Origin of the sequence: Streptomyces sp. LBL, assembly GCF_029893585.1 — a bacterium.
GTDB lineage: Bacteria > Actinomycetota > Actinomycetes > Streptomycetales > Streptomycetaceae > Streptomyces.
Window position 1 is genome coordinate 40047 of the sequence record NZ_JARXYX010000027.1, and the last position, 19797, is coordinate 59843.

General features: G+C 70.2%; 17 protein-coding genes and 1 tRNA gene. 7 read left to right on the forward strand and 11 right to left on the reverse strand.

Annotation, left to right across the window (positions count from 1 at the left end):
- Positions 1–144 precede the first annotated feature (144 nt).
- Positions 145–1446 carry a cyclopropane-fatty-acyl-phospholipid synthase family protein gene (locus M2271_RS28965; protein ID WP_280890312.1) on the forward strand — a complete coding sequence of 434 codons (1302 nt, stop codon included), beginning with the start codon at positions 145–147 and terminating at the stop codon, positions 1444–1446.
- A 117-nt stretch (positions 1447–1563) separates the two neighbouring features.
- On the opposite strand, the gene M2271_RS28970 is transcribed toward M2271_RS28965, so the two are convergent.
- Both M2271_RS28970 and M2271_RS28975 read right to left on the reverse strand, forming a co-directional pair.
- Positions 1564–4092, reverse strand: coding sequence for an ABC transporter permease (locus tag M2271_RS28970; RefSeq protein ID WP_280890313.1), 2529 nt, complete (start codon positions 4090–4092; stop codon positions 1564–1566).
- On the reverse strand, positions 4092–4862 hold the full coding sequence (locus tag M2271_RS28975) for an ABC transporter ATP-binding protein (protein ID WP_280890315.1): 771 nt from the start codon (positions 4860–4862) through the stop codon (positions 4092–4094). Before M2271_RS28975 ends, M2271_RS28970 begins: the two co-directional genes overlap by 1 nt.
- 383 nt (positions 4863–5245) lie before the next feature.
- Between M2271_RS28975 and M2271_RS28980 the strand changes: the two genes are divergently transcribed.
- The 3 genes from M2271_RS28980 to M2271_RS28990 all read left to right on the forward strand — a co-directional run bounded on the left by M2271_RS28980 (position 5246) and on the right by M2271_RS28990 (position 7686).
- Positions 5246–5329, forward strand: a tRNA-Leu gene (locus M2271_RS28980).
- 137 nt (positions 5330–5466) lie between these two features.
- Entirely contained in the window at positions 5467–6642 is a 1176-nt protein-coding gene (locus tag M2271_RS28985; RefSeq protein WP_280890316.1) for a 4-hydroxybenzoate 3-monooxygenase, read from the forward strand.
- A gap of 147 nt (positions 6643–6789) precedes the next feature.
- Entirely contained in the window at positions 6790–7686 is an 897-nt protein-coding gene (locus M2271_RS28990) for a Bax inhibitor-1/YccA family protein (protein WP_280890317.1), read from the forward strand.
- Positions 7687–7820: 134 nt separating this feature from the next.
- Here M2271_RS28990 and M2271_RS28995 read toward each other — a convergent pair whose 3' ends face one another.
- Positions 7821–8051: a DUF4287 domain-containing protein gene (locus M2271_RS28995; protein ID WP_280890318.1), complete on the reverse strand. Its 231-nt coding sequence runs from the start codon at positions 8049–8051 to the stop codon at positions 7821–7823.
- A gap of 105 nt (positions 8052–8156) precedes the next feature.
- On the opposite strand from M2271_RS28995, the gene M2271_RS29000 reads away from it, so the two are divergent.
- Positions 8157–8468, forward strand: a complete 312-nt coding sequence (locus M2271_RS29000) for a hypothetical protein (protein WP_280890319.1) — start codon at positions 8157–8159, stop codon at positions 8466–8468.
- Between the two features lie 66 nt (positions 8469–8534).
- Here the strand turns inward: M2271_RS29000 and M2271_RS29005 are convergent, their stop codons facing one another.
- The 3 genes from M2271_RS29005 to M2271_RS29015 all read right to left on the reverse strand — a co-directional run bounded on the left by M2271_RS29005 (position 8535) and on the right by M2271_RS29015 (position 12178).
- Positions 8535–9317: a hypothetical protein gene (locus M2271_RS29005; protein ID WP_280890320.1), complete on the reverse strand. Its 783-nt coding sequence runs from the start codon at positions 9315–9317 to the stop codon at positions 8535–8537.
- 300 nt (positions 9318–9617) lie between these two features.
- Positions 9618–10838, reverse strand: a complete 1221-nt coding sequence (locus M2271_RS29010; protein ID WP_280890321.1) for an acetyl-CoA C-acetyltransferase — start codon at positions 10836–10838, stop codon at positions 9618–9620.
- Positions 10839–11152: 314 nt separating this feature from the next.
- Complete coding sequence (locus M2271_RS29015) at positions 11153–12178, reverse strand: SGNH/GDSL hydrolase family protein (RefSeq protein ID WP_280890322.1); 1026 nt, start codon at positions 12176–12178, stop codon at positions 11153–11155.
- Between the two features lie 161 nt (positions 12179–12339).
- Between M2271_RS29015 and M2271_RS29020 the strand changes: the two genes are divergently transcribed.
- Entirely contained in the window at positions 12340–13728 is a 1389-nt protein-coding gene (locus M2271_RS29020; RefSeq protein ID WP_280890323.1) for a cystathionine beta-synthase, read from the forward strand.
- 462 nt (positions 13729–14190) lie between these two features.
- On the opposite strand, the gene M2271_RS29025 is transcribed toward M2271_RS29020, so the two are convergent.
- The 5 genes from M2271_RS29025 to M2271_RS29045 all read right to left on the reverse strand — a co-directional run bounded on the left by M2271_RS29025 (position 14191) and on the right by M2271_RS29045 (position 18025).
- Positions 14191–14619, reverse strand: coding sequence for a hypothetical protein (locus tag M2271_RS29025; protein WP_280890397.1), 429 nt, complete (start codon positions 14617–14619; stop codon positions 14191–14193).
- Positions 14620–14732: 113 nt separating this feature from the next.
- Positions 14733–15668 (reverse strand): ABC transporter substrate-binding protein, encoded by a 936-nt coding sequence (locus M2271_RS29030; protein ID WP_280890399.1) that lies wholly within the window; start codon positions 15666–15668, stop codon positions 14733–14735.
- Positions 15669–15687: 19 nt separating this feature from the next.
- Positions 15688–16353, reverse strand: coding sequence for an ABC transporter permease (locus M2271_RS29035; protein ID WP_280890400.1), 666 nt, complete (start codon positions 16351–16353; stop codon positions 15688–15690).
- On the reverse strand, positions 16353–16994 hold the full coding sequence (locus M2271_RS29040; protein WP_280890324.1) for an ABC transporter permease: 642 nt from the start codon (positions 16992–16994) through the stop codon (positions 16353–16355). The genes M2271_RS29035 and M2271_RS29040 overlap by 1 nt, the downstream gene beginning before the upstream one ends.
- Positions 16991–18025 (reverse strand): ATP-binding cassette domain-containing protein, encoded by a 1035-nt coding sequence (locus tag M2271_RS29045; protein ID WP_280890401.1) that lies wholly within the window; start codon positions 18023–18025, stop codon positions 16991–16993. Before M2271_RS29045 ends, M2271_RS29040 begins: the two co-directional genes overlap by 4 nt.
- Positions 18026–18166: 141 nt before the next feature.
- Here M2271_RS29045 and M2271_RS29050 point away from each other — a divergent pair, with 141 nt between their 5' ends.
- Positions 18167–19675 carry an aromatic amino acid ammonia-lyase gene (locus tag M2271_RS29050; protein ID WP_280890325.1) on the forward strand — a complete coding sequence of 503 codons (1509 nt, stop codon included), beginning with the start codon at positions 18167–18169 and terminating at the stop codon, positions 19673–19675.
- The last annotated feature ends 122 nt before the right edge of the window (positions 19676–19797 follow it).

The following is a 19797-nucleotide window of genomic DNA, read 5'->3' on the forward strand; positions in this document are numbered from 1 at the left end:
GCGCGGTCGGAACCGTGGCGGATGCACGCGTTTTGCCCAGTCGTAACGCGCATGGGGGACTGCGGCACGCCCTTGCGGGTGTTTACGTGTGCGTACGTGTGTATTGGTCATTCCGGGATCCCCCCCGTCATGGAGGTGTACGCCATGTCAGACGCCGCGCTGCGACTGAAGAGCCTCATCGAACAGTTGCTGGGAGTCCCACTCCCGATGCGTGTCCGCGCCTGGGACGGTTCGCAGGCGGGTCCGCCGGGCGCGCCGACACTCGTCGTCCGCAATCGCCGGGCCGTGCGCCGGCTGCTGTGGAAGCCGGGTGAGCTGGGCCTCGCCCGCGCGTGGGTCGCCGGCGACCTGGACATCGAGGGGGATCTCTACGCCGCCCTCGACCTGCTGGCGGAGTTCGTCTGGGAGCGCGGCGAGGACGCCCGCAGTCTCAGCCAGGCCCTGCGCGACCCCGGGGTACGGGCCGCCGTACGCGGACTCTTCGCTCTCGCCGGACCCCCGATCCCACCCGCCCCGCCCCGCGAGGAGGTCCGCAGACCCCGTCGCCGCCTGCACACCAAGCACAGCGACAAGCGTGCGATCAGCCATCACTACGACGTCGGCAACGACTTCTACGAGCTCGTCCTCGGGCCGAGCATGGTGTACTCCTGCGCCTACTGGCCGGCCCCGGAAAGCGACGGCGGCACCCTGGAGACCGCCCAGCGTGACAAGCTCGAACTCGTCTCCCGCAAGCTCGCCCTCAAGCCCGGTCTGCGGCTGCTCGACGTCGGCTGCGGCTGGGGTTCCATGGCCATCCACGCCGCCCGTGAGCACGGCGTGAGCGTCGTCGGCATCACCCTCTCCCACGAGCAGGCGGCGTACGCCCGTAAGCGCGTCGCCGACGAGGGACTGACCGACCGGGTCGAGATCCGCGTACAGGACTACCGGGACGTCACCGACGGACCGTACGACGCGATCTCGTCGATCGGGATGGCCGAACACGTCGGATCGCAGCGGTATCTGGAGTACGCCGAGAACCTCTTCCAGCTGCTGAAGCCCGGCGGACGGCTGCTGAACCACCAGATCGCCCGCCGTCCCCAGCGCGACGAATCGACGTACGACGTCGACGAGTTCATCGACGCGTACGTCTTCCCGGACGGCGAACTCGCCCCGATCGGCACCACCGTCACCCAGCTCGAACGGGCCGGGTTCGAGGTGCGGGACGTCGAGGCGATCCGCGAGCACTACGCCCTCACCCTGCGCCGCTGGGTCACCAACCTGGAGTCCGACTGGCGCCGGGCCGTGCAGCTGACCAGCCCCGGCCGCGCCCGGGTCTGGCGGCTCTACATGGCCGCCTCCGCCCTGGCCTTCGAGCGCAACCGCATCGGCGTCAACCAGGTCCTCGCCGTCAGGACCCCCGAGTCCGGTCGGTCCGGGACGCCGTTGCGTTCCCGTACCTGGAACTGACCGCGGATACCTGGAAACCACCGCGAACACCTGGAACTGATCGCGGAAGGGGCCTGCCGCCAGCCGGCGACAGGCCCCGCTCCCTTGCCCTTCTTCCGATTGCTCCGACGACTCCGACTACTCCGACTTGATCGCCGTCAGCACGTTCAGGCGGGCCGCCCGCCGGGCCGGCCACAGCGCCGCCAGCACGCCCACAGCCGCCGCCAGGAGGAGGAAGACGGCCATCCTCGCCCACGGCAGGACGAGTTCGTACGTCGGCAGGCTCGCGCCCAGCAGCTCACCGCCCGCCCAGCCGAAGAAGACACCGAGTCCGATGCCGAGCACCCCGCCGAAGAGCGAGATGACCAGGGACTCCAGGCGGACCATCCGCTTGATGCCCTTGCGGTCCAGGCCGATCGCGCGCAGCATGCCGATCTCCTGGGAGCGTTCGAAGACCGACATGGCCAGGGTGTTGATGACCCCGAGGACCGCGACGATCACGGCCATCGCGAGCAGACCGTAGAGCATGTTCAGCATCAGCGTGAACAGCTGCGCGATGTCGTCGGAGACGTCCTGCTTGCTCTGGACCTTGATCGCCGGGTTGGAGCCGAGGGCCTTCTCCAGCTTGTCCTTCGTCGCGCCGGACGCGCCGTCGGACGTCTTGACCATCACCTGTGCGTCGGCAGGGTCGGACAGGTGCGGGGAGAGCGTGGCGTTGTCCACGAGGATGCCCTGGATCAGGTCGTTGCGCTCGTAGACCGCGGCGACGGTCAGCTGCTGCTTCTTGCCGTCCTCGTAGGCGACGGTGAAGCCCGAACCGCCCTTCCAGCCGCGCAACTCGGCCGTCTTGTCGTCCACGACGACCCGCGTGCCGCCGACCTCGAAGGAGCCGTTGTCGACCTTGAGGTCGGTCAGCTCGGCGATCGCGTCGCCGGTGACGCCGGTGAGGTACTCGGTCTCGCCGCCGATGCGGGAGGGCGCGCCGCGCAGCGGGCTGACGGCGGTGACGTCGTCGATTCCCCGGAGCTTCCTCTCGACGTCGGGGGAGAGCTGGTTGCCGTTGGCCATGGAGATGACGTAGTCCGCGCGGATCGCCGAGGCGGCCATCTTGTCGATGGACTTCTGCACGCTGCCCGCCACCACCGTCATGCCGGTGATGAGGGTGAGGCCGATCATCAGGGCCGAGGCGGTGGCGGCCGTACGACGGGGATTGCGCACCGAGTTCTGCCGGGCCAGCTTGCCCGAGACGCCGAACACCCGCAGCACGGGTGCCGCGGCCGCGATCAGGGGGCGGGACAGCAGGGGCGTGAGGATGAAGACGCCGATGATCAGCAGGACCGCGCCGAGGCCCATCGGGGCCTGGCCGTCCGAGCCGGACATCGTCGTCGCGGCCAGCACGACCGCGACACCCGCCGCCGAGAACAGCGCGCCCAGCGTGTTGCGCAGCACCAGCGACTTGGTGGTGGCCTGTGCGTGCAGGCTGCTCATCGCGGCCACCGGCGGGATCTTCGCGGCCCGGCGGCCGGGCAGCCAGGCGGCCAGCATGGTGATGAGGATGCCGACGGCGAGGGCCGCGCCGACGGTGCCCGGCGTGATGATCAGCGGTCCGTCCGGGACGGCACCCCCGAACGAGCCCATCAGCGACCGCAGGCCCGCCCCGATGCCGATCCCGGCGACCAGGCCGGTCACCGCGGCGACCGAGCCCACCACGAACGCCTCCAGCAGCACCGACCGGGTGACCTGGCGGCGGGAGGCGCCGACCGCGCGCAGCAGGGCCAGTTCCTTGGTGCGCTGGGCGACCAGCATGGTGAACGTGTTGGCGATGATGAACGTGCCGACGAACAGGGCGATGCCCGCGAACACCAGCAGGCCCTGCTTCATCCCGGACATCTCGGCGGCGATCATCCTCGCCTGGCTGTCGGCCAGTTGCTGCCCGGTCGTGGTGTAGACGAGGTCCTTCGGCAGCGCCTTGTCCAGCTCCGCCTGCAGCGCCGTCTGGCTGACGCCGGACTTCGCCCGCACGGCGATCTGGTCGTACGTGCCCTTCTTGCCGAACAGCTGCTGGGCCGTGGCCGTGTCGAAGAGGGCGAGGCTGCCGCCGGCGGCGACATTGCCGTCGTCGGTGGTGAAGATGCCGGTGATCTTCGGTTCGAGGACCGGGCCGTCCACCGAGAGCCGTACGGTGTCGCCGATCTCGTACCCGCCGCGCTTCGCGGTCTCCGAGTCGATGAGGACCTCGTTCGCGCCGCTCGGCGCGTGGCCGTCGGTCAGCGGATACCGGGTGTCCTTGGTGCCCCAGTAGTTGCCGCCCTGCGACTGGAAGCCGCCGCCGATCAGCTTGCCGTCCTTGTCGGCGATCGCGGTGAACCCGTTGACGACGCCGACGGCGGACACGGCCCCCGGCACCTTCGCGCTGTCGTCGAGCAGCGCCTGGGTCAGCTCGGCCGTCTTGCCGACGGTGTCGCCCTTGTCCTGCTGGGTCTTGGCCTCCACGGCCACGTCGACCTGGTCGAAGCCCTTGGCCGAACTCTTCTGGAACGCCTCGGAGATGGTGTTGGTGAAGACCAGCGTCCCCGACACGAAGGACACGCCGAGCATCACGGCGAGCACGGTCATGAGCAATCTGGCCTTGTGCGCGAATACGTTGCGCAGGGCGGTGCGGAACATCAGCTGGTACGGCCCTTCGCGTCGAACCGCTTCATCAGGTCGAGGACCGAGTCGGCGGTCGGGCCGTGCAGCTCGTCGACGATCCGGCCGTCAGCGAGGAACACCACCCGGTCCGCGTAGGCCGCGGCCACCGGGTCGTGAGTCACCATCACCACCGTCTGCCCGAGCTCCCGTACGGAGTTGCGCAGGAAGCCGAGGACCTCCGCGCCGGCGCGCGAGTCGAGGTTTCCGGTGGGCTCGTCGCCGAAGATGATCTCGGGCCGGGAGGCCAGGGCGCGGGCCACCGCGACGCGCTGCTGCTGGCCGCCGGAGAGCTGGGAGGGACGGTGGCTGAGACGGTCGGCCAGGCCGACCATCCCGATCACCTTGTTCAGCCACTGCTTGTCCGGTTTGCGGCCCGCAATGTCCATCGGGAGGGTGATGTTCTCCAGGGCCGTCAGCGTCGGCAGCAGGTTGAAAGCCTGAAAGATGAAACCGATCTTGTCCCGGCGCAGTTTGGTCAACTGCTTGTCCTTCAGGGACCCGAGCTCCGTGTCGCCGATGCGTACCGAGCCGGAGGAGAAGGTGTCCAGGCCGGCCACGCAGTGCATCAGGGTGGACTTGCCGGAGCCGGAGGGACCCATGATCGCGGTGAACTCGGCCTGCCGGAACTCGACGGAGACCTGGTCCAGGGCGACCACCTGGGTCTCGCCCTGTCCGTAGATCTTCGACAGATCCGTGGCACGCGCGGCCACGGTGGTGGTCCGGCCGGCGAGTGGAGTGGTGGTCACGGGAAGGCGCTCCTGACAGGACGACAGTGGGGGACGTGTCCCATCGTGGTCGCCGATCGCGCCGGTGTAGTCAGCCCTTGTTCTGGTTCCGAAGGCAGACTCGAGTCGCACCGGAGGCCGTTGTGTCATACCTGGGGATGACGGCGACCCCGAGGGCGGCGCGTCAAGAACAGGTGGAGCCCCCTCGTTCGGACGGTGAAATTCCGTCATTCCGCATGCACGGGCGAGGATCGCACGTAAGGCTACTGGCATGTGCTGATGGCCTGTTCCAGGTGCTGATGCTTCCTCAGGCGTCAACAAAACAAGACAACATCGGTCCGCCCGCCCGATGTTGACGGTTCGTATCCCGATAGGCTCGGCACTCGATGCGGAGCCCATGGCCTGCCCGGATGGTGGAATGCAGACACGGCGAGCTTAAACCTCGCTGCCCCTTCGCGGGCGTGCCGGTTCAAGTCCGGCTCCGGGCACTTCCGACAGGTGCACCCTCCATTGAGGACTTCACCGCGCGACCGTTGACAGCGGGCGTGTGCGGTCGCACACTCATGTCCGAAAACAGATGAAGAAAACTTCACCAGGCGAACACGGTGAACAGGGAGGCTGGTCGATGCGTACCACCGTCGGCATCATCGGAGCCGGCCCGGCCGGTCTCCTCCTGGCCCGGCTGCTCCGCAACGCGGGCATCGACTCGGTCGTCCTGGAGAGCCGTGACCGCGTCTACGTCGAGCACCGGCAGCGGGCCGGGATCCTGGAGCAGGGCACGGTCGACGTACTGCGCGAGGCCGGCGCCGGGGAGCGCATGGACCGCGAGGGCCTGCGCCACGACGGGATCGAACTCCGGTTCGCCGGACAGCGCCACCGCGTCGACTTCCCCGCCCTCACCGGCGGGCGGTCCGTGATGGTGTACGCCCAGACCGAGGTCTGCAAGGACCTCATCGCCCTCCAGCTCGCCGAGGGCGGTCCCCTGCTGTTCGGTGCGGAGGCGCTGGCCGTCGAGGGCGCCGACACCGACCGGCCCCGCGTCCGCTTCCGACACGAGGGCCGCGAGGACGTCCTGGAGTGTGACTACGTCGTCGGCTGCGACGGCTTCTGGGGAGCGGCCCGCAAGGCGATCCCGTCCGAACTGACCCAGGTGTTCGAACGGACGTACCCGTTCGGCTGGCTCGGCATCCTCGCCGACGTGCCGCCCTCGCACGACGAGTTGGTCTACGCCCGCCACGACCGCGGCTTCGCGCTGCTGTCCCTCCGCTCCCCGTCCGTCTCCCGCCTCTACCTCCAGGTGCCGGAGGGCACGAACGCCGATCAGTGGGGGGACGAGGAGATCTGGGACGAGTTGGAGCGCCGCTTCGAGACCGCGGACGGCTGGCGGCTGGAGCGCGGCCCGATCACCCAGAAGTCCGTCACCCCCATGCGCTCCTACGTCCACGAGCCCATGCGGTACGGCCGCCTCTTCCTGGCCGGCGACGCGGCCCACATCGTGCCGCCCACCGGGGCCAAGGGGCTGAACCTGGCCGTCGGGGACGTCGTGACCTTCGCGCGGGCCCTGACGCACGAGAGGGAGAAGGGCTCGGCGGAACTGCTCGACGCCTACTCGCAGACCTGCCTGCGCCGCGTCTGGCAGGCCGAGCGGTTCTCCTACGACATGACGAGCCTCCTGCACCCGGCCCCCGGCGCCACCGGTTTCGAGGACCGCCTCCAACTGGCCCGCCTCGAACGGATCGTCTCCTCCCGGGCCGCCGAGACCGACCTGGCCGAGGCGTACACCGGGTTCCCGTTCTGCTGAGCCACCCCCCCAGTGGTGGGAATCACCCGGCTGCGTAGCGTGTTGGGCACACGACGAGGGAAAGATCCTCCCCAAGCAGTAGGGTCAATCCTTTGCCCACCTATTACTCTTGAGCCAAGGTCACGAGGGTGGCCATGGAGGAGTGCAATGAGGAGCAGCAACCCGGTCTTCTCGCGACGGGGGTTCAGCCGCGACAACGGCTACGCGGGCTTCAACACCGCGCCGCAGGCCGGGGGCGCAGCTGTGGGCACGCAGGCCAACCCGTACGCGCAGCCGCAGGCCGGCAACCCGTACGCCCAGAACCCTTACGCGCAGCAGGACCTGCAGCAGGGCGCACCGCCGCAGGCCCCGGCCGGCACCGGCAGGATGACGATCGACGACGTCGTCCTGCGCACCGGCACCACGCTCGGCGTACTGATCGTCACAGCCGCGCTCGCCTGGGCGCTGCTGCCCGTCGACGACGCGAACATCAGCCGGTCGTACGGCATCGGGATCGGTGCCGCGCTGATCGGCATGGTCCTGGCCTTCGTCCAGTCCTTCAAGCGCAAGGCCTCGCCCGCGCTGATCGTGTCGTACGCCGCCTTCGAGGGGGTGTTCCTCGGAGTCGTCTCCAGCATCGTCGACAACCGCATCGCGAGCGGCGCGGCCATGCAGGCCGTGATCGGCACCCTGGCGGTGTTCGCCGGTGTGCTGGTGGCGTACCGGGCCGGCTGGATCCGCGTCAACCGCCGGTTCTACGGCTTCGTGATGGCGGCCGCGCTCGGCTTCGTCCTGCTGATGATGGTGAACCTGCTGTTCGCGGTCTTCGGCGGCGGTGACGGCCTCGGGTTCCGCAGCGGCCCGCTCGGCATCGTCTTCGGTGTCGTCGGCATCCTGCTCGGCGCGTGCTTCCTGGCCCTGGACTTCAAGCAGGTCGAGGACGGCATCGCGTACGGCGCGCCGCGCGAGGAGGCATGGCTGGCTGCCTTCGGTCTGACGATGACGCTGGTGTGGATCTACATGGAGTTCCTGCGGATCATCGCGATTCTCAACAGCAGCGACTAGTCCGCTCAGCGGCACCGCGCGGCGGTAGTCCCGCGAGCGGTAGTCGCACGAGCGGTAGTAGCGCAAGGGCCCCGGTCACGACCGGGGCCCTTCGTCGTCTGGCGGTCGGCTGCGGCGTGCGCCCAGGACCTGACCTAGGCGAATTTGCGCGCGGCCCTCCTCAGGTCGTACTCGTGGACGATCGCCTTCGCGTGGCCGTACGCGAGATTGTGTTCGTGGCGGAGCCAGCTGACCTTTTCCTCGAAGCGGAAGAGAGCCGGGCCTTCTTCGACGGTGTGCAACCAGTCGGACACTTCACGACCGGTGCAGTGGGGGATGCGGGCGAGCATGTTGCGGTGGGTCTCCTCGGAGAGGACGTGGGACATCGGCGCCTCCGGACGCAAAGGGTATGTAAGCCGGTCCTTCAGGTCACCGTGCCTGAGTGTTCGCCTGTTGGCAACAGTCCGGGTGCGACGCGATACGCTCGCCGCGTGGTGGATACGACGCCTTTGACCCGTGCCGTTGATCACTTTGCCGACCGGTTGCGAGCGGCGCCGCAGTCCCGCTTGCAGCGGTGCGCTGCCGGGGAGGCTCTGGGACTGGCTCAAGAACTGGCTCGATGGGCGCAGCTGGTGGAGGCGCCCGAGGCCGAGCCCCGGGTGATGCCGGAGGCCGGGATGTTCGCCGTCGCCGACCAGATCACCGTGGCTGTGCATGACTTGGCCCTCGTCCTGAAGGACGAGGGCAAGGTCGCTGAAGCTGTGCGGTTGGTCGAGGGGGCGCAGAAACGGGCGGGGGTTTGAGGAGGGGCAGAAGCCGGCGGGGGTTCGAGGCGAGTCCACTGGCCCCGGCGGCCGGCGCCCGGCGTCTCAAAGGCTCGCTATGACCCGGTCCGCCAGGATGTAGACGTTCTCCTGGCCGCACGCGAACGTGAGGGTGTACGCCCCCGAGATGCCGGAGCCGCCGAGAAGGAACGGGGTCTCGCCCGCCCGCAGGGCCGCGGCCAGGCGTTCCGCTGTTTCGCGGTGGCCCGGGGTCATGCAGAGGGTGGTGCCGTCGGCGAAGACGTAGACGTCGAGGGTGCCGAGCGGGCCGGGGCGGACGTCGGCCAGTTCGGTGGCGGATGCGGCCAGTTCGTCCAGGGCGGCCACCGTGCGCTCGTGGTCGTTGGCGATGTGGGAGGCGACCGGGACGAAATCCGGGTGGGAGGGGTGGCGGCGGCGGGCCGCGGCCAGTTCCGGGGAGTCGCCGGCGAACTCGTCGGCGTCGACGCCGGGCTCGGTGACCGGTTCCAGGGGCTCCAGGCCCACGAAATCGGTCTGCCGGGGCAGGAACAGCTCACTGTCGGGCAGGCCCAGCAGCGTGGGTGCGTCGGGGGCGTCCCGGGCCTCCTGGGCGGCCCAGAAGGCGCGCGCCTCGGCGAGCTCTCGCTCCCGCTCCTCGGCGAGGGCCTCGGCCACGGCGGCGCGTATCTCGTCCACGTCGGTGGTGGAACGGGCAGCGGGTACGAGGCCCCGCGTGGCCGTGGCGTTGGTCCTGGCGAACTGGGCGTGCAGGGCGGCGACCTGCCGGCGCAGCTGCCAGAGCGTGCGCAGGACGGCGACGCCCACGGCGCCCGTGGCCACCGTGGTGACCAGCAAGGCGATCGGCATGGCGCTCACTGACGTAACTCCCGGTTCAAAGTCGACCCCCCTGACTTCCTACATCAGCTTGAAGGGCGGACTATCCCCCTGTCAGTGCGTAACACACGGAACAGACCCGACTTTGGGCTCGGGGAGTGCTACTGAAGCGGTTCTGACCTGCGTGAATCCCTTTCCCAAGGGAGATAGGTCACATCCTGGGGGAGATTGGATCACAAATCGGCCCAGAACCCCGGAGTTTCCCGGGTCCCGGGCCGAGAGGTCACACGGGGTTTCCGTGCGGATGCGGAGAGTTGAGGCGAGGTGGGCAGCTCAGCTCAGGCGCTCGATCACCATCGCCATGCCCTGGCCGCCGCCGACGCACATCGTCTCCAGACCGAACTGCTTGTCGTGGAACTGGAGGGAGTTGATGAGCGTGCCGGTGATGCGGGCGCCGGTCATGCCGAAGGGGTGGCCCACGGCGATGGCGCCGCCGTTGACGTTCAGCTTCTCCAGCGGGAGGCCGAGCTCGCGGTAGGAGGGGATCACCTGGGCGGCGAACGCCTCGTTGATCTCGGCCAGGTCGATGTCGTCGATCGTCAGGCCGGCGCGCCGCAGGGCCTGGTTGCTCGCGTCGACCGGACCGATGCCCATGATCTCGGGCGAGAGGCCGGAGACGCCGGTCGACACGATGCGGGCGAGCGGGGTCAGGCCGAGCTCGCGGGCCTTGGTGTCGGACATGATGACGACCGCGGCGGCGCCGTCGTTCAGGGGGCAGCAGTTACCGGCGGTGACCAGGCCGTCGGGACGGAAGACCGGCTTGAGGCCCGCGACGCCGTCCAGGGTGACGCCGGGGCGCGGACCGTCGTCCTTGGCGACGACCGTGCCGTCGGGGGTCGTGACCGGGGTGATCTCCCGCTCCCAGAAGCCGTTCTTGAGGGCTTCCTCGGCGAGGTTCTGCGAGCGGACACCGAACTCGTCCATGTCCTGGCGGGTGATGCCCTGGACGCGGGCGAGGTTCTCGGCGGTCTGGCCCATCGCGATGTACGGGTCGGGGGTGAGGCCGTCCTCGCGCGGGTCGTGCCAGGTGGTGCCCTCCTGCTGGGCGACCTCCGCGGTGCGGGCCTCGGCCTCGGCGAAGAGCGGGTTGTGCGTGTCGGGGAGGCTGTCGGAGTTGCCCTTGGCGAACCGGGACACCATCTCCACGCCCGCCGAGATGAAGACGTCGCCCTCGCCGGCCTTGATGGCGTGGAGGGCCATGCGGCTGGTCTGGAGGGAGGAGGAGCAGTACCGGGTGACCGTGCAGCCGGGAAGGTGGTCCATGCCCATCTGCACGGCGACGATACGGCCGAGGTTGTTGCCCTGCTCGCCGCCGGGCAGACCGCACCCGAGCATCAGGTCGTCGATGTCCCTGGGGTCGAGTTCCGGGACCTTGGCGAGGGCGGTCTGGATGATCGTGGCGGTGAGATCGTCCGGGCGCAGGTCCTTGAGGGAGCCCTTGAAGGCGCGGCCGATGGGGGAGCGGGCGGTCGAGACGATCACGGCTTCGGGCATGACGGCTCCAGTCGAGGGGGGTGGCGCGCGGCGCCTCGCGCGACGGGTGGGAGTGCGGGATCGGGCAGGCCTGTGTGGGAAGTTACCCGTACGTAGGGGCTCGGTCACGGGTGTGGCGGTGTGACCCTGGCCGCAGTTTGCTAAGCGCTTGCTTTGCCGGATGTCCAGGGAGCGCGGCGGGGCTCGGGGAGACGGGCTCAGGGAGACGGCTCGGGGAAACGGCTCGGGGAGACGGCTCAGGGAGACGGCTCAGCGAAACGGCTCAGGGAGACGGCTCAGCGAAACGGCTCAGGGAGACGGCTCAGCGAAACGGCTCAGGGAGACGGCGTGACAGGAGCCGGTTCCGTCACCGGGACCCTCCGGCGCCGGCGCCGCTTCAGAAGGGCCCATGGGCCCTTCGGGCCGGTCGGTACCGCCGCCGCGACCTCCGTACCCGCCTCCGACGCCGCCTCGGCGGCCGCCCGGGCCACGGGGAGGAAGCCCTCGCGGCGGGAGGCGTCCGGACGGTCCTCCTCGGCCGGCCACAGGCCCAGGGCCGCGCAGACCGTCGGGAGGACCGCCATCGCCGCCGTGACGTAGCCCTCCGCGGAGGGGTGGTAGTTGTCGGGGCCGAACAGTTCCCGCGGGTTCGCCTCGAACTCCGGGCCCAGCAGGTCGCCCAGCGACACCGTACGGCCGCCCTGCTCGACGACCCCGATCGTCTGGGCCGCCGCCAGTTGCCGGGAGGCCCGGCGGGCCAGCCAGCGCAGGGGCTGCTGCACCGGCTCGATCGTGCCCAGGTCGGGACAGGTGCCGACCACCACCTCGGCGCCGGCCGTGCGCAGCCGTCGTACCGCGGTCGACAGATGGCGGACCGAGCGGGTCGCCGGCATCCGGTGGGTCACGTCGTTCGCGCCGATCATGATCACGCAGATGTCGGGCACCAGGGACGGTTCCGCCAGGATCAGGGCCACCTGGCGGTCGAGGTCGTCGGACGCGGCCCCGGGCCGGGCGACGTTACGGAGTTCCACCGGGCGTTCCGCCACCGCCGCCAGACCCGACGCCAGCAGCGCGCCCGGGGTCTGGGCGGCCCGGTGGACGCCCTGGCCCGCGGCCGTGGAGTCGCCCAGCATGACCAGGCGCAGGGCCGGTTCGCCGGGCACGGCGTAGGCCCGCCCGTAGCGGCCCTCCGCGTGCGGGACGTGCGACGCCGTGCCGTTGCCCACCTGTCGCCTGGCCAGCCGGACCTCCGCCAGCAGCAGGCCCATGGCCGCCGCGCCGGCGAGTCCGATCCCGCCGCCTCCGTACGCGGCACCGGCCGCGATCCGCCGGGCCACCCTCGCCCTCGACATGCTTGTCATGCGTCGCCGCCACCTCCTCGAATCGGTACAACCACTCCTTGCCCCGTACGGACCGTCGCCCAATCCCCACGGTGAGTGAACGACCGCCACGGATCAGGGAGAAGCCCTAGGCTGGCGCAACACCACGACCACGTTCTTTTTGCAAGCATCCGGAGACAACGGTGCAATTCCACGACTCGATGATCAGCCTCGTCGGCAACACCCCGCTGGTGAGGCTCAACAGCGTGACCAAGGGTATCCGGGCGACCGTCCTGGCCAAGGTGGAGTACTTCAACCCCGGCGGTTCCGTGAAGGACCGCATCGCCCTGCGGATGATCGAGGCCGCGGAGGAGAGCGGTGCGCTCCAGCCCGGCGGCACGATCGTGGAGCCGACCAGCGGCAACACCGGCGTCGGCCTCGCCATCGTGGCGCAGCAGAAGGGGTACAAGTGCATCTTCGTGTGCCCCGACAAGGTGAGCACCGACAAGATCAACGTGCTGCGGGCCTACGGGGCGGAGGTGGTCGTGTGCCCGACCGCCGTGGACCCTGAGCACCCCGACTCGTACTACAACGTCTCCGACCGGCTGGTCCGGGAGACCCCCGGCGCCTGGAAGCCCGACCAGTACTCCAACCCCCACAACCCGCTCTCCCACTACCACTCGACCGGCCCCGAGCTGTGGGAGCAGACCGAGGGGAAGATCACCCACTTCGTGGCGGGGGTGGGCACCGGCGGCACCATCTCCGGGACCGGGCGCTACCTCAAGGACGCCAGCGACGGCCGGGTGAAGGTCGTCGGCGCCGACCCCGAGGGCTCCGTGTACTCGGGCGGCTCGGGGCGGCCGTATCTCGTCGAGGGCGTCGGTGAGGACTTCTGGCCGACCGCCTACGACCGGACCGTCGCCGACGAGATCGTGGCGGTGTCCGACAAGGACTCCTTCCAGATGACCCGCCGGCTGGCCAAGGAGGAGGGGCTGCTCGTCGGCGGCTCCTGCGGGATGGCCGTCGTCGCCGCGCTGGAGGTCGCCGGGCGGCTCGGCGAGGACGACGTCGTGGTCGTCCTCCTTCCCGACAGCGGGCGCGGCTACCTCAGTAAAATCTTCAACGACGAATGGATGGCGGACTACGGCTTCCTGGAGGGCGAGGGCACCAGCGCCCGTGTCGCCGACGTCCTCAAAGACAAGGAGCACGGCGCCATCCCGTCCCTCGTCCACATGCACCCGGACGAGACCGTCGGCCAGGCCATCGAGGTGCTGCGCGAGTACGGCGTCTCGCAGATGCCGATCGTCAAGCCCGGCGCCGGTCACCCGGACGTGATGGCGGCGGAGGTCGTGGGGTCGGTCGTGGAACGGGAGCTGCTCAACGCCCTGTTCGCCCAGCGCGCCTCGCTGGAGGACCCGCTGGAGAAGCACATGTCGCCGCCGCTGCCGCAGGTCGGCTCCGGCGAACCGGTCGCGGACCTGATGTCGGTGCTGGGTGTGGCGGACGCGGCGATCGTCCTCGTCGAGGGCAAGCCGACCGGTGTGATCAGCCGACAGGACCTGCTGGCCTTCCTCGCCAAGAGCGGGAAGTGACAAGAGCGGGACCAGAGCAGGAATTGGCGGGAAACCTGCGGTGAACGGGCCCTGACGGTGCCGCAGTTGCGCCGGCCCGCCGCACCAGTGGACTTCGCAGAACTGGTACGAGCGCGTCACGTCCACGCAGCACCCGCTTAACACGGGTCCGGCACATTAGGGGATGTCGGCAGGGCGGGAGCGGCTCCCCGCCCCGGCCGACGCCGAAACGTCCAAGGACCTCCGGAGCGGCTCCCGGACCTCCATGGACGCTTGGACGCGCAAGCCCGGCCTGACCCGGCCCGCGTCCGTCGCGGGGACCGCCGTCGTCCCGCCCCCCGGTAACGGGGGTGCGGCGGTCCCCGCGCATAACCCTTTTCGCGGCTGAACCGCCGCCGCGTACACCCCTTTTCGCGGCTGAACCGCCGCCGCTCTCGCGCCCTGCTGCGGCTCGGCGATGACCTCGCCGACCCGTCCTCACTCTCAGCCTTCCCAGTCGCTGTCCTGGGAGGGCCCCCGTCGGCGGCCCCGGAACAGGTCCGGGTGGGTGCGCACGGCCTGGAAGGCGTTGACGCCGACGATGCCGCCCCAGGTGACCAGCAGCCCGGGCAGGCCGGATATGCCGGCGCCGATCCCGGACAGCGGGATCGCCAGGACCAGCGAGACGATGCCGAAGCCGAAGCGGTCGCCCCAGGAGTCCGTGGGCCTCGGCGACCGGGAACCCCTGGCCACCACCATCTGCTGCTCGGCCAGCTGCCGGCGCATCCGGCGCTCCACGGCGCCGTCGATACGCTGGTCCACCTTCTCCAGGAACGAGTCGACCAGCGCCGACTCGTACTCGTCCCCCAGCTCCCTGCGGGCCTGCAGGGTGGCGGCGAGTTCCTTCTTCAGCTCGGTGTCTGGCGCGTCCATTCCGGTCATGCGAGCAACGGTAGGCAGCGAGCGCGCCCGCTGCACTGGGGTTAGCCCCCCTGTTCGGGCTGGGGACCCCGGGGTCGTGTGGGGACTGGGGATCCCCGGTGCCGTTACTTCGCCAGCCCGTGCTGCTTCGCGTACGCGTTCGCCACGTCCTCCGGGTCCTTCTTGTCCTTGTCCACCTGGCGGTTCAGCTCGGTGAGCTGGGCCGTGGTGAGGACGTTGCCGAGGCGGGCGAGGGCCTTGCGGACGGTGTCGTCGGCCTTGCGGTCGGCGATGAGGGGGACGATGTGCTGGCTGGGGATCAGGTTCTGGGGGTCGGTCAGCACCACCCAGTCGTTGGCCTCGATGTCGGTGTCGGTGGTGAAGAGGTTCGCCACGTCCACGTCGCCCTTCTTCAGCGCGCCCTTGACCAGCGGGCCGTCGGAGTCCAGCGACTTGAACTCCTTGAACTCGACGCCGTACACCTCCTTGAGGCCGACCGCGCCGACGTGCCGCTTCTTCACCTCGGGGGCCGCGCCGATGACCAGTTTGCCGTTCTGCTTCTTCAGGTCGGCCAGCGAGGTCAGGCCGTACTTCCGGGCCGTCTGGCGGGTCACCGCGAAGGCGTCGGAGTCCTCGGCCGAGCCGTAGGGGAGGACCTGGAGGCCGCTGGGGAGTGCGAGGGTGAGGGCGTTCTGCATGGTGCCCTCCTCCGCGGCCGTGGCCTTCGGGTCGAGATAGTTGAGCAGGGCGCCCTGGTATTCGGGCAGCAGGTCGATGTCGCCGCCCCTGAGGGCGGGGATCACGATCTCGCGGGTGCCGAGGTTGGGGCGGACCGTCACCTTCACGCCGGCCTGCTCCAGGGCGGCCGCGTACAGGTATCCCAGGACCTGGTTCTCGGTGAAGTTGGCGGTGCCGATGGTGACGCCGCCCTTGCTGGAGCCGCTGCCACCGGAGCCGCCACCCTGGCTGTCGAGGGAGGTGATGCCGCTGGAGCAGGCGGAGAGGGCGGGGACGGCGACGGCGGTTCCGGCCAGTGCGCCGAGGAGCGTACGACGGTTCATTCGGGTCATCAGGGAGTTCCTAGGCAGTGCGGCGGTGGCGGAAGAGGAAGCGCTGGAGGCCGGAGAGGGCCAGGTCCAGGGCGACGGCGACCGCGGCGACCAGCACCGCGCCGCCGAGCACCTGGACGAGGTCGCGCTGGGCGAGGCCGTCGAAGACGTAGCGGCCCAGGCCGCCGAAGGAGACGTACGCGGCGATCGTGGCCGTGGCCACCACCTGGATGAGGGCCAGGCGCAGGCCGGTCATGATCAGAGGGAGGGCGAGGGGGAGCTCGACCTGGAAGAGGACCTGGTGGGCGCGCATGCCCTGCCCGCGTGCCGCGTCCTTCACGTCCGGGTCGACGGCGGTCATCCCGGCGTAGGTGTTGGTGACGATCGCCGGGACCGCGAGGGCGACCAGGGCGACGTACACCGGCAGCATCGACAGACCGCCGGCCAGGAAGACCAGCACCACCAGGCCGACGGTCGGCAGGGCGCGGCCGAAGGACGCCAGGTTGATCGCGAGGAACGCGCCCCTGCCCGTGTGGCCGATCAGCAGGCCGAGGGGGAGGCCGATCGCGGTCGCGATGATCGTGGCGAGGAGCGAGTACTGGAGGTGTTCGGCCAGGCGGTGGGCGATACCGTCCGAGCCGGCCCACTGGGTGCCGCTGGTCAGCCAGCCGCCGAGGTTCTTGAAGAGTTCGTACATCAGGCGCGCCGCCTCTTCCACGGGGTGAGGACGTACTGGACGGCGACCAGCAGCGCGTCCGCGACGACCGCGAGCAGGAGGGTGAGAACCACTCCCACGATCACCGGGGTCGGGTAGTCGCGCTGGAAGCCGTCGGTGAAGAGCTGGCCGAGGCCGCCGTCGCCGATGTAGGTCGCGACGGAGACCAGGGAGATCGACATGACCGTCGCGATCCGGACGCCCGCCATGATCACGGGGAGCGCGAGGGGGAGTTCGACGGTGAGGAGCGTGCGCAGGGGGCGCGTGCCCATCGCCTTCGCCGCCTCCTTGGTCTTCGCGGGGACCGAGTCGAGGCCCTCGACCGTGTTCCGGAGCAGGACGACCAGGGTGTACACCGTCAGACCGATGACGGTCGTGGTGCGGGTGAGGCCGCTGACCGGCAGCAGAAGCACGAAGATCGCGATCGACGGGATCGTGAACAGGATGTTCGACAGGCCGAGGAGGAAGCCGCGCAGGGCGCGGATCCGGTGGGCGACCACCGCCAGCGGGAGGCTGATCAGCAGGCCGAGGAAGACCGCGGTCAGGGCCGCCTGGAGGTGCGAGACCGTGAGGGTGGTGAGGTCGTCGGTGTGGCCGGATATCCACGACCAGTCGACGGTCATGCGGCGACCCGCGCTTCCGTGTGGGCCCGGCCGGCGTGGGTGTGGATGTCGTCGCGGGACGAGACACCGGTGAGTACGCCCTGTGCGTCGACGCGGGCGATCAGACCGGTGGGGGAGGCGACCGACTCGTTGAGCGCCGAGAGCAGGGAGTCGTCGTCCTGGAGCGGTCGTACGGGGAGTTCGGCGTCCTTCGACGCCCAGTGGACCGGCCTGTTCGCCGCGTCGAGGACGAGGGTCCAGGTGCCGCCCTCGGGAGCCGGGCCCTGGGGGACGTCCGCGAGGGTCTTCAGCGAGAGCAGCTTCAGACCGCGCTCGGCGCCGAGGAAGTCGGCGACGAAGTCGTCGGCGGGGCGGGCGAGGAGCTCGGTCGGCGGGGCGCACTGGACGAGGTGACCACCGGTGCGGAAGATCGCGATGCGGTCGCCGAGCCGTACCGCCTCGTCGACGTCGTGCGTCACGAAGACGATGGTCTTGTTCAACTCCTTCTGGAGCCTGAGCAGTTCGTCCTGGAGCTGGGTGCGCACCACGGGGTCGACCGCGCCGAAGGGCTCGTCCATGAGCAGCACCGGCGGGTCGGCGGCGAGCGCCCGGGCCACGCCGACGCGCTGCTGCTGACCGCCGGAGAGCTGATGCGGGTAGCGGCGGCCGGACTCGGCGGTCAGGCCGACGGTTTCGAGGAGCTCGGCCGCGCGGGCGCGTGCCTTGCGGCGGCCGTGGCCCAGCAGCAGCGGGACCGTGGCGATGTTGTCGAGCACCGTGCGGTGCGGGAAGAGGCCCGACTGCTGGATGACGTACCCGATGGAGCGGCGCAGTTCGGCCGCGTCCTGCTCGGTGACGTCCTTGCCGCCGACCCGGATGGTGCCGGAGGTCGGTTCGACCATCCGGTTGACCATCCGCAGGGTGGTCGTCTTGCCGCAACCGGAGGATCCGACAAGGACGGTCACGCCGCCTTCCGGCATTTCCAGGGTGAGGTCGTGGACAGCTGTCGTGCCGTTGGGGAAACGCTTGTGGACCGCGTCGAACTGGATCATGAGTTGTCCCTTGCCCGGGCTGTATAACGTCATGCAGAGTTGTTCCTGGATGAATAGGTTGTCAACGCCTTGGTGTTAATCCGAGGTAACGGAGACCGAAGAGCAAGATCAGCTGTCCGATTTAGTGAGGGTTTGGGCTTTATGTCGTCTCGGATCGTGGACATGCCGCGCACTACGGGCTCCGCTCTCGTCGTCCTCGACGGGATCGGGCTCGGCGTCGCCGACGTCGTACGGCTCGCCGACGGGGCCGCGCGGCCGGTTCCCGGGAGCGAGGCGATGCGGCGCGTCGAGGGGTCCTGGGACGCCGCCCGGCTGATCGCCGCGACCGGCCGTGTCTACGGCCGCTCCACCGGAGTCGGCGCCAACCGGAACGAGGACGTGCCCACCGGCGCCGCCGCCGAGCACGGCCTGCGCCTGCTGCGCAGCCACGCCGGGGCCATCGGCGAGGAACTCCCCGCCAGGGAGGTTCGCGCGATGCTCGCGGTCCGTGCCAACCAACTGCTGGCCGGAGGCGCGGGCCTCAGGCCCACCGTCGTCACGGCCCTGTGCGAGGCGCTGGAGAGCGCCGCCCACCCGGTGGTGAACGAGTTCGGCTCGGTCGGCACCGGCGACATCGCCGCGCTGGCGCAGGCGGCGCTGGCGCTCGCGGGGGAGCATCCCTGGCGCGGGGCCGGTGCGCCCGAGCCGCAGCCGCTCGACAACAACGACGCGCTGGCCTTCATCAGCAGCAACGCCCTCACCCTCGGCCAGTCCGCCCTCGCCCTGCACGAACTGCGCGGCCTGCTGGAGGCCACCCAGGTCGTCGGCGCCCTCTCCCTGCTCGCCGTCGACGGCTCCCACGAGGCCTACGCCGCCCCCGTGCACGCCGCCCGCCCACACCGCGGCTCCAGCGAAGTCGCCCGCCGCATGCGGGAGTTGATCGGCGCGGCCGACCGGCCCACCCCGCCGCTCGGCCGGATCCAGGACCCGTACGGTTTCCGCTGCCTGCCCCAGATCCACGGTCCGGCGCACGACGCCGCCGACGCCCTGGAAGAGGTCATCGCCATCGAGATCAACGCGGCCGCGGAGAACCCGCTGATCTGCCCCGAGGACCTGGCCGCCTACCACCACGGCGGCTTCTACCAGGCCCAGCTCGCCCTCGCCCTGGACCACTTCCGGCTGGCCCTGACCCAGGTGGCCCGGCTGTCGACGTCCCGCCTGTCCAGCCTGAACGAGCCCGTCTTCACCCGGCTGCGGCCCTTCCTCGCCGACCCCGAACCCGCCTCCTCCGGCGTGATGATCCTGGAGTACGCCGCCGGAGCCGCCCTCGGCGACCTGCGGTCCTTCTCCGCCCCCGCCTCCCTCGGCCACGCTGTACTCTCCCGAGGCGTCGAGGAACAGGCCAGCTTCGCCTCGCTCGCCGCACGCCAGACACTGCGTGTGTGCCGTGCGTACCGTCTCGTCGTCGGCTGCGAACTCGTCGCCGCCGTACGGGCGCTGCGCCAGCGCGGTCACGTGCCGGACCCGGATCTGCCGGTGGGCCGCGCGCTGGAACTCGCCGTGTCGGTACTCGACGAGGACCCGGCCGACCGCCCGCTCACGCACGACGTGACGGCGGCGGCCGCACTGCTCGACCGGTTCACGGAGATCTGGAGGGGGAGCGAGGCATGAGCGAGTCATGAGCGAGTCATGAGGACGAACGGGAACTCGGGTGTGGTGGGTGGGGGCTCGGGCGTGTCGGGTGGGGCTCGGGTGCGGCGGACGGGAGTGTGACCGTGGCGGAGAGGAACGGC

Coding starts and splice junctions, on each gene's coding strand:
- M2271_RS29050 (WP_280890325.1), top strand. CDS start 18,167: ATGTCGTCTCGGATCGTGGACATGCCGCGCACTACGGGCTCCGCTCTC.
- M2271_RS29010 (WP_280890321.1), bottom strand. CDS start 10,838: ATGCCCGAAGCCGTGATCGTCTCGACCGCCCGCTCCCCCATCGGCCGC.
- M2271_RS29005 (WP_280890320.1), bottom strand. CDS start 9,317: ATGCCGATCGCCTTGCTGGTCACCACGGTGGCCACGGGCGCCGTGGGC.
- M2271_RS29045 (WP_280890401.1), bottom strand. CDS start 18,025: ATGATCCAGTTCGACGCGGTCCACAAGCGTTTCCCCAACGGCACGACA.
- M2271_RS28990 (WP_280890317.1), top strand. CDS start 6,790: ATGAGGAGCAGCAACCCGGTCTTCTCGCGACGGGGGTTCAGCCGCGAC.
- M2271_RS28965 (WP_280890312.1), top strand. CDS start 145: ATGTCAGACGCCGCGCTGCGACTGAAGAGCCTCATCGAACAGTTGCTG.
- M2271_RS29040 (WP_280890324.1), bottom strand. CDS start 16,994: ATGACCGTCGACTGGTCGTGGATATCCGGCCACACCGACGACCTCACC.
- M2271_RS28995 (WP_280890318.1), bottom strand. CDS start 8,051: ATGTCCCACGTCCTCTCCGAGGAGACCCACCGCAACATGCTCGCCCGC.
- M2271_RS28970 (WP_280890313.1), bottom strand. CDS start 4,092: ATGTTCCGCACCGCCCTGCGCAACGTATTCGCGCACAAGGCCAGATTG.
- M2271_RS29025 (WP_280890397.1), bottom strand. CDS start 14,619: ATGGACGCGCCAGACACCGAGCTGAAGAAGGAACTCGCCGCCACCCTG.
- M2271_RS29030 (WP_280890399.1), bottom strand. CDS start 15,668: ATGAACCGTCGTACGCTCCTCGGCGCACTGGCCGGAACCGCCGTCGCC.
- M2271_RS28985 (WP_280890316.1), top strand. CDS start 5,467: ATGCGTACCACCGTCGGCATCATCGGAGCCGGCCCGGCCGGTCTCCTC.
- M2271_RS29035 (WP_280890400.1), bottom strand. CDS start 16,353: ATGTACGAACTCTTCAAGAACCTCGGCGGCTGGCTGACCAGCGGCACC.
- M2271_RS29015 (WP_280890322.1), bottom strand. CDS start 12,178: ATGACAAGCATGTCGAGGGCGAGGGTGGCCCGGCGGATCGCGGCCGGT.